This is a genomic window from Cupriavidus taiwanensis, assembly GCF_900250115.1.
GTDB lineage: Bacteria > Pseudomonadota > Gammaproteobacteria > Burkholderiales > Burkholderiaceae > Cupriavidus > Cupriavidus taiwanensis_B.
The window spans coordinates 1,031,261-1,046,446 of record NZ_LT984803.1 but is presented as its reverse complement, the minus strand read 5'-3'; the positions used below and the strand labels follow the sequence as shown (position 1 = coordinate 1,046,446).

General features: G+C 68.4%; 16 protein-coding genes. 1 reads left to right on the top strand and 15 read right to left on the bottom strand.

What is annotated here, in order from left to right; all coding sequences use genetic code 11:
* Nucleotides 1–12 precede the first annotated feature (12 nt).
* The 13 genes from CBM2586_RS05115 to urtA all read right to left on the bottom strand — a co-directional run bounded on the left by CBM2586_RS05115 (nt 13) and on the right by urtA (nt 11,600).
* Complete coding sequence (locus CBM2586_RS05115; protein WP_115662577.1) at nt 13–705, bottom strand: urease accessory protein UreF; 693 nt, start codon at nt 703–705, stop codon at nt 13–15.
* The gene (locus CBM2586_RS05110; RefSeq protein ID WP_115662578.1) at nt 702–1,052 is read right to left on the bottom strand and encodes an endonuclease domain-containing protein; all 351 of its coding nucleotides are present in this window, start codon (nt 1,050–1,052) and stop codon (nt 702–704) included. Before CBM2586_RS05110 ends, CBM2586_RS05115 begins: the two co-directional genes overlap by 4 nt.
* Before the next feature lie 266 nt (nt 1,053–1,318).
* Nucleotides 1,319–1,909, bottom strand: a complete 591-nt coding sequence (gene ureE / locus CBM2586_RS05105; RefSeq protein WP_115688650.1) for an urease accessory protein UreE — start codon at nt 1,907–1,909, stop codon at nt 1,319–1,321.
* A gap of 15 nt (nt 1,910–1,924) precedes the next feature.
* Nucleotides 1,925–3,640 (bottom strand): urease subunit alpha, encoded by a 1,716-nt coding sequence (ureC, locus tag CBM2586_RS05100; RefSeq protein ID WP_115662579.1) that lies wholly within the window; start codon nt 3,638–3,640, stop codon nt 1,925–1,927.
* Nucleotides 3,640–3,945: an urease subunit beta gene (locus tag CBM2586_RS05095; protein ID WP_062797820.1), complete on the bottom strand. Its 306-nt coding sequence runs from the start codon at nt 3,943–3,945 to the stop codon at nt 3,640–3,642. Before CBM2586_RS05095 ends, ureC begins: the two co-directional genes overlap by 1 nt.
* 11 nt (nt 3,946–3,956) lie before the next feature.
* The gene (locus CBM2586_RS05090; RefSeq protein ID WP_115688648.1) at nt 3,957–4,568 is read right to left on the bottom strand and encodes a HupE/UreJ family protein; all 612 of its coding nucleotides are present in this window, start codon (nt 4,566–4,568) and stop codon (nt 3,957–3,959) included.
* Between the two features lie 48 nt (nt 4,569–4,616).
* Nucleotides 4,617–4,919, bottom strand: coding sequence for an urease subunit gamma (gene ureA / locus CBM2586_RS05085; RefSeq protein WP_115662580.1), 303 nt, complete (start codon nt 4,917–4,919; stop codon nt 4,617–4,619).
* A 39-nt stretch (nt 4,920–4,958) separates the two neighbouring features.
* Nucleotides 4,959–5,828, bottom strand: a complete 870-nt coding sequence (locus CBM2586_RS05080) for an urease accessory protein UreD (protein ID WP_115662581.1) — start codon at nt 5,826–5,828, stop codon at nt 4,959–4,961.
* A 26-nt stretch (nt 5,829–5,854) separates the two neighbouring features.
* Complete coding sequence (gene urtE, locus CBM2586_RS05075; protein ID WP_115662582.1) at nt 5,855–6,547, bottom strand: urea ABC transporter ATP-binding subunit UrtE; 693 nt, start codon at nt 6,545–6,547, stop codon at nt 5,855–5,857.
* Between the two features lie 2 nt (nt 6,548–6,549).
* A complete protein-coding gene (urtD, locus tag CBM2586_RS05070; RefSeq protein ID WP_115662583.1) occupies nt 6,550–7,398 on the bottom strand; it encodes an urea ABC transporter ATP-binding protein UrtD in 849 nt (282 codons plus the stop codon).
* The gene (gene urtC, locus CBM2586_RS05065) at nt 7,395–8,594 is read right to left on the bottom strand and encodes an urea ABC transporter permease subunit UrtC (RefSeq protein WP_115686961.1); all 1,200 of its coding nucleotides are present in this window, start codon (nt 8,592–8,594) and stop codon (nt 7,395–7,397) included. Before urtC ends, urtD begins: the two co-directional genes overlap by 4 nt.
* Nucleotides 8,594–10,246 (bottom strand): urea ABC transporter permease subunit UrtB, encoded by a 1,653-nt coding sequence (gene urtB / locus CBM2586_RS05060; protein ID WP_115686960.1) that lies wholly within the window; start codon nt 10,244–10,246, stop codon nt 8,594–8,596. The genes urtC and urtB overlap by 1 nt, the downstream gene beginning before the upstream one ends.
* Nucleotides 10,247–10,343: 97 nt before the next feature.
* Nucleotides 10,344–11,600, bottom strand: a complete 1,257-nt coding sequence (gene urtA, locus CBM2586_RS05055; protein ID WP_115686959.1) for an urea ABC transporter substrate-binding protein — start codon at nt 11,598–11,600, stop codon at nt 10,344–10,346.
* Nucleotides 11,601–12,053: 453 nt separating this feature from the next.
* On the opposite strand from urtA, the gene CBM2586_RS05050 reads away from it, so the two are divergent.
* On the top strand, nt 12,054–14,105 hold the full coding sequence (locus tag CBM2586_RS05050; protein WP_115662587.1) for a gamma-glutamyltransferase family protein: 2,052 nt from the start codon (nt 12,054–12,056) through the stop codon (nt 14,103–14,105).
* 67 nt (nt 14,106–14,172) lie between these two features.
* Here the strand turns inward: CBM2586_RS05050 and cyoD are convergent, their stop codons facing one another.
* Entirely contained in the window at nt 14,173–14,541 is a 369-nt protein-coding gene (cyoD, locus tag CBM2586_RS05045; protein WP_115662588.1) for a cytochrome o ubiquinol oxidase subunit IV, read from the bottom strand.
* Nucleotides 14,541–15,185, bottom strand: a complete 645-nt coding sequence (gene cyoC, locus CBM2586_RS05040; RefSeq protein WP_115686958.1) for a cytochrome o ubiquinol oxidase subunit III — start codon at nt 15,183–15,185, stop codon at nt 14,541–14,543. Before cyoC ends, cyoD begins: the two co-directional genes overlap by 1 nt.
* Between the last annotated feature and the right edge of the window lies 1 nt (nt 15,186).

The following is a 15,186-nucleotide window of genomic DNA, read 5'->3' as shown; positions in this document are numbered from 1 at the left end:
TGCGGTATCGGTTCAGGATCGGAACAGCCGGGAGTACTGCGTTTCGTGGCGTGCGCACAGCAGGCCCAGCATCGGGGAAAAGGTCGACAGTTGCGGCGGCGTGGACTCGGCGCGGCGGCCGGCTTCGTCGACGGTGTCGAGCACGGCGCCATGCAGGCGGCGCAGCATGTGCTGCCCCGCCACCTGGCCCAGCGGCACCGCCTTGATCGCCGCGGCCACCTGGTTCTCCGCCCAGTTGAAACAATAGGCCGCCAGGCCATCGCGCGCACCGATCTCCAGCGCCACGCAGGCGGCGGTGAACGCGGTCGGCAGGCACACCGGCGACAGCGTGGCCAGCGTGTCGCGCAGCGCCGGCGTGCCCCACTCCATCTGCGCGACCAGCCGCGCCAGCGACCAGCCCATCTGCTCGGTCTCCAGCCGCAACTCCGAGCTCTCGCGGGTGGCGTGGAACCAGTCGTTCCAGGTTCGCACTGCCGCCATGTCGCCGGCCTGCCAGTGGTGATGCAGCAGCAGCCACAGCGGCGCCTCGCATTGCGCCTGGACGTGCCGCAGGTTGTCGCGGATCCAGCGCTCGGCAGTTGGCGCGTCATGCACGCTGCCGCATTCGATCGCGGCCTCGAGGCCTTGCGAATAGCTGAAGCCGCCGATGGGCAGCGACGGCGAGGCCAGGTGCAGCAGGGAGATGAGTTGGTGGAGGTTGGTCATGGTTCGCCCCGAGGAAAGGCCCGCTCCAGCACAAACTGACGGATTGTTTCCAATACCGCTTCCGTCTGCGCCAGCACCTCGGAATTCCAGAAGCGCAACACATGGAAACCTTGCTGCCGGAACCAGGCATCGCGAGCCGCGTCCCGGGCATCGCCATGCTGGCCTCCGTCTGCTTCGATCACAAGCTTGGCGTCGATACAAACGAAATCGACGATGAACGGTCCTATCTGGTGTTGCCGCTTGAATTTCAACCCCATGAAGCGGCGGTCGCGTAGTTGATACCAAAGACGCTGCTCAGCGTTGGTCTGGTGCGCACGCAGCAAACGAGCGAACGCCGGCTTCGGCATACGCTCGCCCTCACCCCTGCCCCTCTCCCGCAAGCGGGAGAGGGGAGCAAACCCGCAGCGCCGGACTGGACCACTACAGCGCCTGATACTTGCCGACTGTTGGCTCCCTCTCCCGCGAGCGGGAGAGGGCTGGGGTGAGGGCCGGGAGCGTCTACAAGGTCCCGGCCAGCAGTTTGCCCGCTGGCGGTAGACGTCAGTCTGGATGAGTTGAAATCGTTACCTCTAGCCATCGTTCGCGCCCTTCCCCTCCACACCGACCATACACATCACTGCCGATGCCCACAATGCTCCCCATGGACATGCTCGCCATCATGACCATGCGAGTGCGAGTGCGAGTGCCCGTGATGCTCATGAAACACCGCCTGCGCCGCCGCATAGTCCTCCGCGAACGTCGCGTCGTGCCCATGCTTGTGCCCGCCGCCGTAAGCGCCCGCCTCCGGCTCGAACGGCAGCTCGGCGCGTTGCGCCTGCACGCCCAGCCGCCGCAGCATGTCGGCCAGCACCGCGTCATACTCCAGCCGCAGGTAGTCGCGCCCGATCTCGACCGGCGTGTGGCGGTTGCCGAGGTGGTAGGCCGCGCGCATCAGCGCGTGCGAGTCTTGTGCTCGCACTTCCAGCACGGCCTCGGCGGCGGCCTGGACTTCGATGAAACTGCCGTCCTCGGCCACCAGCAGGTCGCCGCCGCGCAGGACCGTGCCGCGCGGCAGGAACAGCGCGGCATCGGTGCCGTTGTCGAGAACCGCGCGCAGGCGGCTCTTGCTGCGGTCGGCGAACGGCAGCACCAGCTTGAGTGCGCGGCGCACCAGCACGCTGGCGATGCCGTGCGGCGCGGTCAGGCGTTTATCGATCTTCAGCATGGCCATTCCGCCCCATCAAAACAGGAAATAGCGCTGCGCCATCGGCAGCTCGGTGGCGGGCTCGCAGGTCAGCAGCTGGCCGTCGGCGACCACCTGATAGGTCTCGGGATCGACCGTAACATGCGGTTGCCAGTCGTTGTGGATCATGTCGCGCTTGCTGACGGTGCGGGTCCCGCGCACCGCGCAAAGCGTCTTGGCGAGCCCGTAGCGGTCGCCGATGCCGGCCGCCAGCGCCGCCTGTGAGACGAAGGTCAGCGACGAACGATGCAAGGCGCCTCCGGCCGCGGCGAACATGGGCCGGTAGTGCACCGGCTGCGGCGTCGGGATCGATGCATTGGGGTCGCCCATCGCCGCCGCGGCGATCATGCCGCCCTTCAGGATCAGGCTGGGCTTGACGCCGAAGAACGCGGGCCGCCACAGCACCAGGTCGGCCCACTTGCCGACTTCGACCGAGCCCACTTCATGTGCGATGCCATGGGTCAGCGCCGGGTTGATGGTGTACTTGGCGACATAGCGCCGTACGCGGAAGTTGTCGTGCCCGCCGCGCGCATCGTGCGGATCGCCCGGCAGCTTGCCGCGCTGCGCCGCCATCTTGTGCGCGGTCTGCCAGGTTCGGATGATGACTTCGCCGACGCGCCCCATCGCCTGCGAATCGCTCGAGATCATCGAGAACGCGCCGAGGTCGTGCAGGATGTCCTCGGCGGCGATGGTCTCGCGGCGGATGCGGCTTTCGGCGAAGGCGATGTCCTCGGCGATCGACGGATCGAGGTGGTGGCACACCATCAGCATGTCCAGATGCTCGTCGAGCGTGTTGACGGTGTACGGGCGTGTCGGGTTGGTCGACGACGGCAGCACGTTGGCCTCGCCGCACACCTTGATGATGTCCGGCGCATGGCCGCCGCCGGCGCCTTCGGTGTGGTAGGTATGGATGGTGCGGCCCTTGAACGCGGCGATGGTGGCCTCGACGAAGCCGGCCTCGTTGAGCGTATCGGTGTGGATCGCCACCTGGGTGTCGGTCGCGTCGGCCACCGACAGGCAGGTGTCGATCGCCGCCGGCGTGGTGCCCCAGTCTTCATGCAGCTTGAGGCCGATGGCGCCGGCTTGCACCTGTTCCAGGATTGGCCCCGGCTGGCTGGCGTTGCCCTTGCCCAGCAGGCCGATATTCATCGGGTAGGCGTCGGCGGCCTGCAGCATGCGCTCCATGTACCACGGCCCCGGCGTCACGGTGGTGGCGAAGGTGCCGGTGGCGGGCCCGGTGCCGCCGCCGATCATGGTGGTGACCCCGCTCATCAGCGCCTCGTCGATCTGCTGCGGGCAGATGAAGTGGATATGGCTGTCGATGCCGCCGGCGGTGACGATCATGCCCTCGGCCGCGATCACCTCGGTGCCGGGGCCGACCACGATGGTGACGCCGGGCTGGATGTCGGGATTGCCAGCCTTGCCGATCGCCGCGATGCGCCCGTGCTTGAGGCCGATATCGGCCTTGACGACGCCCCAGTGGTCGACGATCAGCGCGTTGGTGATCACGGTGTCGACGCAGTCCTGCGCCATGCGCTGGCTCTGCCCCATGCCGTCGCGGATCACCTTGCCGCCGCCGAACTTCACTTCCTCGCCGTAGACGGTGAAATCCTGCTCGACCTCGATGATCAGCCCGGTATCGGCCAGCCGCAGGCGGTCGCCGGTGGTGGGGCCGAACATCTCGGCATAGGCCTGCCTGGAGATCGATGCCATCACAGCGCTCCCATGATCTTGCCGTTGAAGCCGTAGACGATGCGGTCGCCCGCCAGCGCCACCAGCTCCACGGTGCGGGTCTGCCCGGGCTCGAACCGCACCGCGGTGCCCGCGGCGATGTTCAGGCGGAAGCCGCGCGCGGCCTCGCGCTCGAACGCCAGGGCCGCGTTGGTTTCGTAGAAGTGGAAGTGCGAGCCGACCTGGATCGGCCGGTCGCCGGTATTGGCCACCGTCACGCTGACGGTGGCGCGGCCGACATTGAGTGCGATCTCGCCGTCGGCGGGCATCAGTTCACCGGGGATCATGGCGGTGCTCCTCAGGCCACCAGCAGGCCGGCGCCGTACAGCGCCACGCCCGCGCCGGCCGCGCGCGCGAGCCAGCCGGCGCGGCGGCGCAGCAGCGTGCCGGCGCCGATGCCCAGCAGGTGCAGCGCCATGGTGGCCGCGGCAAACCCGCCCACATAGGCCAGCACCGCCGGCAGCGCGCCGGCACTGGCGGGCAGTTCCGCCCCATGCGCATAGCCATGGAACACGGCAAAGCCGCCCACCAGCAGCGTGCCGGCCCACGCCGGCAGCCTGGCGCGCAGCGCCAGCAGCAAGCCGATCACCAGCAGCGAAGCGGCGATCATCGGCTCCACCGCAGGCAGCGCCATGCCGGAGAGGCCGAGCGCGGCGCCCGCCAGCATCAGGCCCACGAAGGCCAGCGGCAGGCGCAGCGTATCGGCGGCGGAGCGCGCCACCAGTGCGCTCCATACCCCCACCGCCGCCATCGCCAGCAAGTGGTCGGCGCCGGTGAACGGATGCGCCAGGCCGGCCCACAGGCTGGCACCGACGGTGGCGGCATCGTGGCCGGGATGCGCCAGCGCGGCGCCGGCGGCAGCGGTCAGGGAAGCGCCCAGGGCAAGGCGCAGGCAAGCGGTACGGGTCATCGCGGTCATCGGTTTGGCCGGGTTGCCGGCTTCGGTTAGCAATGCGTTTCAGACAATGGGATGGTGGACGGTGACCAGCTTGGTGCCGTCCGGGAAAGTGGCCTCGACCTGGATCTCGGGGATCATCTCGGCCACGCCCTCCATCACCTCGTCGCGCTGCAGCACGGTGGTGCCGGCGTGCATCAGCTCGGCCACGGTGTGGCCGTCGCGCGCGCCCTCCATGATGGCGGCGGTGATCAGCGCCACCGCTTCCGGATAGTTCAGCTTCAGACCGCGGGCCTTGCGCCGCTCGGCCAGCAGCGCGGCGGTGAAGATCAGCAGCTTGTCTTTCTCGCGCGGTGTCAGTTCCATCTCTCGTTCCTGTCTGGTGTTCGATTGCGTCGTGGCGGGCTAGGTCGCCCACAGCCGCAGCGGCCGCGCCGCGACGCCGTGGAGCGGCACGCGCAGCGCCTGCCAGCTGTCGGTCATGACCTGGCGCACCGCCTCCATGTGCCGGCCCAGCACACGCAGCAGCAGCATCGACTGGCCGTTGGCGGCGAGGCAGGTCACGCCGGCGCGCAGCGCCGGCGTATAAGGCAACCGCTCGGCGAGCGTTTCGGCAAGGCCTTGCGTGGCGCCTGCGCCAACGGCCCACAGCGTGCCCAGCACGTTCAACCCGTCCAGGCCTGGCACTGCATGGCGCAGCGGCGATGCCGCCTCGAGATGCGCTTGTTCGATCCACAGCGCGCGCTCGCCGGCGCCGATGCGCGTATCCAGCCACAGCGCACCGCGCGCCCACTGTTCGCCCGATGCCTGGCGGCCAAGCACCACGGCATCCCAGCCGATCGCGCTGCCGCCCGGGGCGACGTCGAGCACGGTGGAAATCCGCGCGCGCGCCTCGTCGAAGACGATGTTCTCCTGCGGCAGCCAGTCGAGTCGCGCGCCCTCGCCCACCGCCAGCCGCACCCGCTGGGCCGCGTCGCGGCCGAGCGACTTGTACCACTTGGTGGCGCCCGGCGTGGCCAGCACCGCATGCGCGCCGGCCTCCACCGCCACGTCGATCTCCAGTCTGTCGCCACCTGCGACGCCGGCCGGCGGGTGCAGGATCACCGCGTGGCAGATGCCACCTTCCGGGTACAGCGCCTTCTGTACCAGCAGCGGGCCCCGATGGCGGCGCTCGGTCAGCACGGTGCGCTCGGCGCGCGGCGCAAAGCGCAGCTGCAGCGTGGCCTGCCAGGCCGCCGGCATGGCGAGGGACGAAGGAAAATCGGGATGGCGCATGGCGGGCGAATGGACTTGCGCGCGCCCTACACGGCGATCAGCTCGCGCACGCCGTCCTGCTCCATGCTGGCGCCGGCGCCGCGCGCCACCACTTCGCCGCGGCTCATCACCACGTAGTAATCGGCGATGTGCCGCGCAAATTCGTAGTACTGCTCGACCAGCAGCACGGTCATGCCGAATTCGTCGACCAGCAGCCGCAACGCGCGGCCGATGTCCTGGATGATCGAGGGCTGGATGCCTTCGGTCGGCTCGTCGAGGATCAGCAGTTGCGGCTCGCTCATCAGCGCGCGGCCGATCGCCAGTTGCTGCTGCTGGCCGCCGGACAGGTCGCCGCCGCGGCGCAGGCGCATGGTGCGCAGCACCGGGAACAGCTGGTAGATGCGCTCCGGCACGCCCGCCGGCCGCGCGCGGCTGGCGGCGCCGATCAGCAGGTTCTCCTCGACCGTCAGCCGCGGAAAGATCTCGCGCCCCTGCGGCACATAGGCCAGCCCGGCCGCGACGCGCTCGTACGGCGCCCTCTTCTCCAGCGGCTCGCCGTCCCAGTGGATGCTGCCGCTGCGCGTCGGCACCACGCCCATCAGGCATTTCAGCAGCGTGCTCTTGCCGACGCCGTTGCGGCCGAGCAGCGTGGTCAGCCTGCCCGCCGGCACCTCGAAGCTGACGTTGCGCAGGATATGGCTGCCGCCGTAGTACTGGTTCAGTCCATGGACCTGCAGCATGCCTATCTCCCCAGGTAGGATTCGATCACGCGCTCGTCGCGCTTGACGCTGTCGAGCGTGCCTTCGGCCAGCACGCTGCCCTCGGCCAGCACCGTGACCTTGCCGGCATCTCCCGCCAGCGCGGCGACAAACTCCATGTCGTGCTCGACCACCATCATCGAGCAGCTGCCGCGCAGGCCGTTGAGCAGGCTGGCGAGCTGCATGGTCTCTTCATCGGTCATGCCGGCAACCGGCTCGTCGAGCAGCAACAGCTGCGGCTGCTGCATCAGCAGCATGCCGATCTCGAGGCGCTGCTTCTGCCCGTGCGACAGCAACCCGGCGGGCCGGTAGGCCTCGGCCTCGAGGCCGGTCAGCGCCAGCGTCTCCTCGATGCGGCGCTGCCCCGTCGCGGTCAGGCGCGCGCGCAGCGACGACCACCAGCGCTTGTCGGCCTGCATCGCCAGCTCCAGGTTCTCCCACACCGCGTGCTGCTCGAACACGGTGGGCTTCTGGAACTTGCGGCCGATGCCGACCTGGGCGATGCGCGGCTCGGTCATCCGCATCAGGTCGATGGTCTGGCCGAGGAACACGCGCCCGCTGACGCTGGCGTTGCGCGGCCCGGTCTTGCCGGTGATCACATCCATCATGGTGGTCTTGCCGGCGCCGTTGGGGCCGATCACGCAGCGCAGCTCGCCGTGGTCGATCGACAGGTTCAGCCGGTTGAGCGCGCGGAAGCCGTCGAACTGCACGGTGAGGTCCTCCAGGTAGAGGATCGGGCCGTGCGAAACGTCGATGGTGCCCGGCTCGACGATGCGGCCAAGGCCGGTGGCATCGCCGCTCTCGGCCTGGCCGTGTTCCAGTGCGGCGCTCACGCTTCACCTCCGCTGCGGCCGGCAACCGCCGGCGTGGCGACCGCCTCCTGCGCGGCCGGGTGCGCGCGGCGCTCGCGCCAGCGCTGCCACAGGCCGGTCACGCCATCGGGCAGGTACAGCGTCACCAGCACGAACATCGCGCCCAGCAGGAACAGCCAGTATTCGGCGAAGTGCGCGGTGAACAGCGTCTTGGCGCCATTGACCAGGAACGCACCGATCACCGGCCCGACCAGCGTGCCGCGCCCGCCCACGGCGACCCACACCGCCATTTCGATCGAGTTGCCGGGCGACATCTCGCCCGGGTTGATGATGCCGACCTGCGGCACGTACAGCGCGCCGGCGATGCCGCACAGCACCGCCGAGAAGGTCCACACGAACAGCTTGTAGCCGAGCGGGCTGTAGCCCGAGAACATCACGCGCATCTCGGCATCGCGCACCGCCGTGACCACGCGGCCGAGCTTGGAGGTGACGATGTAGCGGCAGGCAATAAAGCCGGCCAGCAGCGCCAGGAAGGTCAGCACGAACAGCGCCGTGCGGGTCTGCGGCGCGGCGATGGCAAAGCCGGCGATGCGCTTGAAGTCGGTGAAGCCGTTGTTGCCGCCGAAGCCGGTCTCGTTGCGGAAGAACAGCAGCATCGCCGCATACGTCATCGCCTGCGTGATGATCGACAGGTACACGCCCTTGATGCGCGAGCGGAAGGCGAAGAAGCCGAACAGCCACGCCAGCACGCCCGGCACCAGCACCACCAGCAGCAGCGCATAGCCGAGGTGTTCGGTGCCGTGCCAGAACCAAGGCAGCTCCTTCCAGTCGAGGAACACCATGAAGTCGGGCAGCTCGCTCTGGTACACGCCTTCGCGTCCGATCGAACGCATCAGGTACATGCCCATGGCATAGCCGCCGAGCGCGAAGAACAGGCCATGGCCGAGGCTGAGGATGCCGCAGTAGCCCCACACCAGGTCGAGCGCGATCGCCGCCAGCGCGAAGCACATGATCTTGCCGACCAGCGTCAGCGCATACGCCGACAGGTGCAGCGGATGGCCCTCCGGCAGCAGCAGCGCACACACCGGCACGCCGATGCCGGCGATCACCGTCAGCGCCACCAGCGCGATCCAGCCGCGCGGCGAGAACAGCGCCTGGCGTTCGGGCACGGCCAGCCGGAACGGTGCCGCGGAAGTGTTTGGTTGGAATCGCTGCATCATGCCTCCGCGCTGCGCCCCTTGAGCGCGAACAGTCCCTGCGGCCGCTTCTGGATAAACAGCACGATCAGCACCAGGACCAGGATCTTGGCCAGCACCGCGCCATAGAAGGGCTCGATGAACTTGTTGAGGATGCCCAGCCCGAACGCGCCGACGATGGTGCCGGCCAGCTGCCCGACTCCGCCCAGCACCACCACCATGAACGAATCGATGATGTAGGCCTGGCCCAGGTCGGGACCGACATTGCCGATCTGCGACAGCGCGCAGCCGCCGAGCCCGGCGATGCCGGCACCAAAGGCAAAGGCGTAGCTGTCGACCTGCCAGGTGCGCACGCCCACGCACGCCGCCATGGTGCGGTTCTGCGTGGTGGCGCGCACGAACAGGCCCAGCCGCGTGCGGTTGAGCACCACCCACGCCACCGCCACCACCGCCAGCGCGAACAGGATGATGACCACGCGGTTGTACGGGATCACCAGCCCGGGCAGCCATTCGAAGCCGCCGCTCATCCAGGCGGGATTGGCCACTTCCACGTTCTGCGCGCCGAACAGCGTGCGCACCGCCTGCATCAGCAGCAGGCTCACGCCGAAGGTGGCCAGCAGCGTTTCCAGCGGGCGGCCGTACAGGTGGCGCAGCACCAGCCGCTCCAGCACGAAGCCCACCACCGCGGCCGCCAGGAACGATGCCGGCAGCGCCGCCGGCAGGTACCAGTCGAGCGCGCCCGGCGCATGGGCGCGGAACAGCGACTGCACCACGTAGGTGGCATAGGCGCCGATCATCAGGAATTCGCCGTGCGCCATGTTGATCACGCCGATCAGGCCATAGGTGATGGCCAGGCCCAGCGCGGCCAGCAGCAGCACGCTGCCCAGGCTCAGCCCGGCGAACAGGTTGCCGATCACTTCGGCGCGGCGCTGCTCGCCCTGCAGCGTGTCCAGCGCCTGCTGCGCGGCCAGGCGCACGCTGCCATCGGGCTCACGGTAGCGGCCGGCGCTGTCGCGCTCGACCAGCGGCGCCAGTTTCTGGCGGCTCTGCGGGTTGCTGTCCCGTGCCAGGATGCGGATGGCGTCGAGCCGCGCCTCGCGCGCGGCGGCATCCGCGGCATCCGCGGGCTCCGCCAGCACCAGGTTGGCCCAGATCACGTCCAGGCTGGCGCGCAGGCCGGCATCCGCCTCGGTCTTGCGCGCGGCCTCCACCGCCGCCAGCGACGCGCTTTCCGGCTGGTCGCGCAAGGTGCCGATGGCCTGCGCACGCACCGCGATGTCGGGCGACTGCAGCAGCAGGCTGCTGGCGGCGCTGTCGACCAGCGCGCGCAGGCTGTTGTTCAGGGTCAGGGATTCGAGTTCGTCCGGCTTGACCGTGACCGGCTTGCCGGTGATGGCATCGACCACCTTGTCGCCGTCCTGGCGCACCATGCCGACCGACGCTGCGTATTGCAGGGCGTCATCCTGCAGCGCCTTCAGGATCGGGCCCGCTTCGGCGGGCGCGGCCTTGGCCAAAGCAGACAGCGCGGCGGTCCTGGCGTCGAAGTCGTCCCCGGCCAGCGGCTTCAGGTCGGCCTGCGTCAGTGCCGTGGCCCAGGGCGCTGAGGCCAGCAGCAGCGCTGCCAGCAGGGCGCGCAGCCAGGGCATGGCTCGAACGGATAGTGGATAGCGCATAGGAGCTTGCGATTGGCAGCAATGAAGCGAGCTAACGGTTTGCTCCCCTCTCCCGCCAGCGGGAGAGGGGCGCCGCGTGGTGGCAGGCAAACGAGGCTTACATCACCTTGTCCGGCTTCCCTTCATTGCCCGCGATGAACGGGCTCCACGGCTGCGCGCGCACCGCCTTCGGCGTCTTCCACACCACCGAGAACTGGCCGTCGGCCTTGACCTCGCCGATCATCACCGGCTTGTACAGGTGGTGGTTCTCGCCCATGGTCAGCGTGAAGCCGGCCGGCGCCTTGAAGGTCTGGCCATACATGGCCGCGCGCACCTTGTTGGTATCCGTGCTGCCGGCCTTCTTCACCGCCTGCGCCCACATGTGGATGCCGACGTAGGTGGCTTCCATCGGGTCGTTGGTCACGCGCTTGCCGCCGCCGGGCAGGTTGTTGGCCTTGACCCAGGCCGCCCACTGCTTGCGGAAGGCGTCGTTCTCGGGGTTCTTGACCGACATGAAGTAGTTCCACGCGGCCAGGTGGCCCACCAGCGGCTTGGTGTCGATGCCGCGCAGCTCTTCTTCGCCGACCGAGAACGCCACCACCGGCACGTCCTTGGCCTTGAGCCCGGCGTTGCCCAGCTCCTTGTAGAACGGCACGTTGGAATCGCCGTTGATGGTCGAGATCACCGCGGTCTTGCCGCCCTGCGAGAACTTCTTGATATTGGCGACGATGGTCTGGTAGTCGCTGTGGCCGAACGGGGTGTAGACCTCTTCGATGTCCTTGTCGGCCACGCCCTTGCTCTTCAGGAAGGCGCGCAGGATCTTGTTGGTGGTGCGCGGGTAGACATAGTCGGTGCCGAGCAGGAAGAAGCGCCTGGCGCCGCCGCCCTCCTTGCTCATCAGGTACTCCACCGCCGGGATGGCCTGCTGGTTGGGCGCCGCGCCGGTGTAGAAGACGTTCTTCGACATCTCCTCGCCTTCATACTGCACCGGGTAGAACAGCAGCGAGTTGAGCTCTTCGTAGACCGGCAGCACCGACTTGCGCGACACCGAGGTCCAGCAGCCGAAGGTCACCGCGACCTTGTCCTTGCTGACCAGCTGGCGTGCCTTCTCGGCAAACAGCGGCCAGTTGGAGGCCGGGTCCACCACCACCGGCTCGAGCTTGCGCCCGAGCACGCCGCCGCTCTTGTTGATCTCGTCGATGGTCATCAGGGCCACGTCCTTCAGCGACGTTTCCGAGATCGCCATGGTGCCGGACAGCGAATGCAGGATGCCGACCTTGATCGGCTCCTTGGACTGCGCCAGCGCCAGCGGGCTGGTACCGATCATCGCCGCGGCGGCTAGCGCCGACAGCTTCAGCATGTCACGTCGTTGCATTTGCAGCTCCCGTTTATGGTGTTGGTCAGGGACTACGCTCCCCGGGGTGATGCATCTGCAACTAGCGTGCCACGGCGGTTTCGCGCGCGCGCCGCGGCCACAGGCGGCGCGCGGGGCCGGACAGCGCCGTCCGGGCACGTCCGCACCATCGCCGTGCAGCGCAACGGCGCACTGCGACGGTGCGTGCCGGCCAGCGCGTCCGATCCCGGTGCATGGCGCACATTGCCGGAACCGGCTTGCGCCACCGTGGCGCGATTGGCAAGCGCGAAGGTGCGGGCGCACAGGCCGGCGCCGATTAAGCAAGCGCTTAAACCCGGATTCGAATGCATGTAAATCCGTACATTCAATGATTAAGGCCGGCGCGCCGCGGCACTAGGGTGAAAGATGGCCGCTGTCACCCCTGGCGACCCGCCCCTGGCATTTCCCGGATCCACACAAAAGGAAGGAGAAACCATGCCGTACGCTGCCGACCCCCAAGCATCTCCCGCCGAGCCGCAGCCGCGCCGGCGCGCCATCCCCCACTGGCACCCGCGCCGCGGCAAGCTGGCGCTGGCGGCGCTGGCGCTGACCCTGGGCGCCTGCGGCGGCGGTGACGATTCCCCGCCTCCGCCCCCGCCGACGGTCACGCCTACCGCCGGCTGCGAGCTGGACGGCAGCACCGGCGGCCAGGCCGTGGTGCTGCCGGGCGACCCCAACGCGCCGGAGCAGGCGACCGGCTATGCGCCCAAGGTCACGGTCTACAGCAAGACCTATATGGCGGTCACCAACAACCCGGTCTCGACCAAGGCGGCGTGCGACGTGCTGAAGGCCGGCGGCACCGCCATCGACGCCGCGGTGGCGGCGCAGATGGTGCTGAACCTGGTCGAGCCGCAATCGTCCGGCATCGGCGGCGGCACCTTCATCCTCCATTACGACGCGGCGAGCCGGCAGGTCAGCGCCTACGACGGCCGCGAAACCGCGCCCGCCGCCGCCGATGAAAACTACCTGCGCTGGAAGTCGGCGGCCGACCCGACCACGCCGCTGCCCACCGCGATTCGCAGCGGCCGCTCCATCGGCACGCCCGGCACGCTGCGCGTGCTCGAGCTGGCCCATCGCGACTATGGCAAGACCGCATGGAAGGAACTGTTCGCGCCGGCAATCAAGCTGGCCACCGATGGCTTCGCGATTCCGCCGCGCATGGCTGCCGCGATTTCGGACAGCGCCACCGTGGCCAATATCAAGCGCGATCCGGAGATGGCCGCCTACTTCCTGAATCCCGACGGCACCCCGCGCGCGGTCAACACCATGCTGCGCAATCCGGCGCTGGCGGCGGTGTTTACTGCCGTCGCCGCGGACGGCGCCGACGCCTTCTACAAGAACGGCCCGATCGCGCAGGCCATCGTCGCCAAGATCCAGACCACCTACGACGGCAACACCACGCCGGGCGTGACCACGCTGGACGACCTGGCCAACTACCAGGCCAAGAAGCGCACGCCGGTATGCACCACCTACCGGCAGTTCGAGGTGTGCGGCATGCCGCCGCCGTCGTCGGGCGGCATCGCGGTGGCGCAGATCCTGGGCATCGTCGAGAACTTCGACATGGCGGCGCAAAAGCCCACGCTGGTCGACCAGAACGGCGGCCGGCCCAGCGTGCTGGGCGTCCACCTGATGGGCGAGGCGGGCCACCTGGCCTATGCCGACCGCAACAAGTACGTGGCCGACACCGACTTCATTCCGTTGCCCGGCGGCACCTGGGACACCATGCTGAACAAGCCCTACCTGAGCCAGCGTGCCAGCCTGATCAGCACCATCGGCTCGATGGTGACGCCGGTGGCGGCGGGCAACCTCGGCGACGTGCCGCTGGCGCCCTCGATGGTGGAGGAGCGCGGCACCACGCACCTGTCGCTGCATGACAAGTACGGCAACGTGGTGGCGATGACGACCACCATCGAGTCGGGCCTGGGCTCGTATCACATGACCAACGGCTTCCTGCTCAACAACGAACTGACCGACTTCAATGCCGACCCGGCGCCGGGCGGCGTGCTCGTGGCCAACCGGCTGCAGCCCGGCAAGCGCCCGCGCAGCTCGATGGCGCCGACGCTGGTGTTCAGGCGCAACGGCGACGGCTCGCGCGGCGACTTCTACATGACCACCGGCTCGCCGGGCGGCGCCACCATCATCCAGTACGTGGCCAAGACCCTGGTGGCTTCGCTGGACTGGGGCATGGATGCGCAGCAGGCGGTGTCGATGATCGACTTCGGCGGCTCCAACGGCGCCGGCTCGGCCATGATCGTCGGCGGCGAGCATCCCAACGTCGACACCAGCACGCCGGCCGGCGGCCTGCCGGGCGACAACGACCCGCTGGTCAGGGGCCTGCGCAACCTGGGCCACACCGTCAATGTGGCGGCGCAGTCGAGCGGCCTGAGCGCGATCATCCGCACCACCATCGGCGGCTCGGCGGTGCTGGTGGGCGGCGCCGACCCGCGCCGCGAAGGCGTGGTGCTGGGCGATACCTTCAAGCCCTGACGGCAAGCCGCGGCAAAGAAAAAGGGGCCCCGCGGGGCCCCTTTTCCGGATGCGCGGACGCCAGTCCTTACATCACCATCATGTTGGCGTTCAGGTTGTGCATGATCCACAGCGAACCCGCCACCACGATCACCAGGATCAGCGCCGTGAACAGCAGCGCGATCACGTTGCTGCGCTGCTCGGACGACGAATCCAGGTGCAGGAAGTACTTCAGGTGCACGATCATCTGGACCACGGCCATGCCCAGGATGATCCAGAGCATGGTGCCCTTGTCCATGGTGCCGTCCATCACGATCTTGAACGGGATCACCGTCAGGATCACGGCCAGGATAAAGCCGATCGCGTAGCCCTTGAAGCTGGCATGGCCGCCAGCGTGGCTGTCGTGCGCGTGCGAGTCGTGGGCGCCGTGCGCCGCCGGTGCGTTGTGTTGTGCCATCACAGATGTCCCATCAGGTAGACCACGGTAAACACGCCGATCCAGACCACGTCCAGGAAGTGCCAGAACAGCGACAGGCACATCAGGCGCTTGCTCAGCGTCGGGGTGATGCCCTTCTTGCCCAGCTGCCACATCAGCACGATCATCCACAGCATGCCGCTGGCGACGTGCAGGCCGTGGGTGCCGACCAGCGTGAAGAACGACGACAGGAACGCGCTGCGGCCCGGGCCGGCGCCTTCGGCGATCAGGTGGTGGAACTCGTTGATTTCCATCGCCATGAACGCCAGGCCCAGCAGGAAGGTGATGCCCAGCCAGGTCTGCACGTGCTTGAGGCTGCGGTTCTGCAGCGAGATCATCGCCATGCCGTACGTGATCGAGGAGAACAGCAGGATGAAGGTCTCCACCAGCACGTAGTTGAGCTCGAACAGCTCCCTCGCCGACGGGCCGCCTGCCAGTTCGCCGCGCAGCACGGCGAAGGCCGCGAACAGTCCGGCGAAGATGATGCAGTCGCTCATCAGGTAGATCCAGAAGCCATACACCGTGTTGGCACTGGTATCGTGGTGCGCATGGTCATGGCCGTGCGCGCCGGCGTGAGCCGGGGCGCCTGCCTGCGCGGGGATGCGGTCTAGGACTTGAGTCGACATG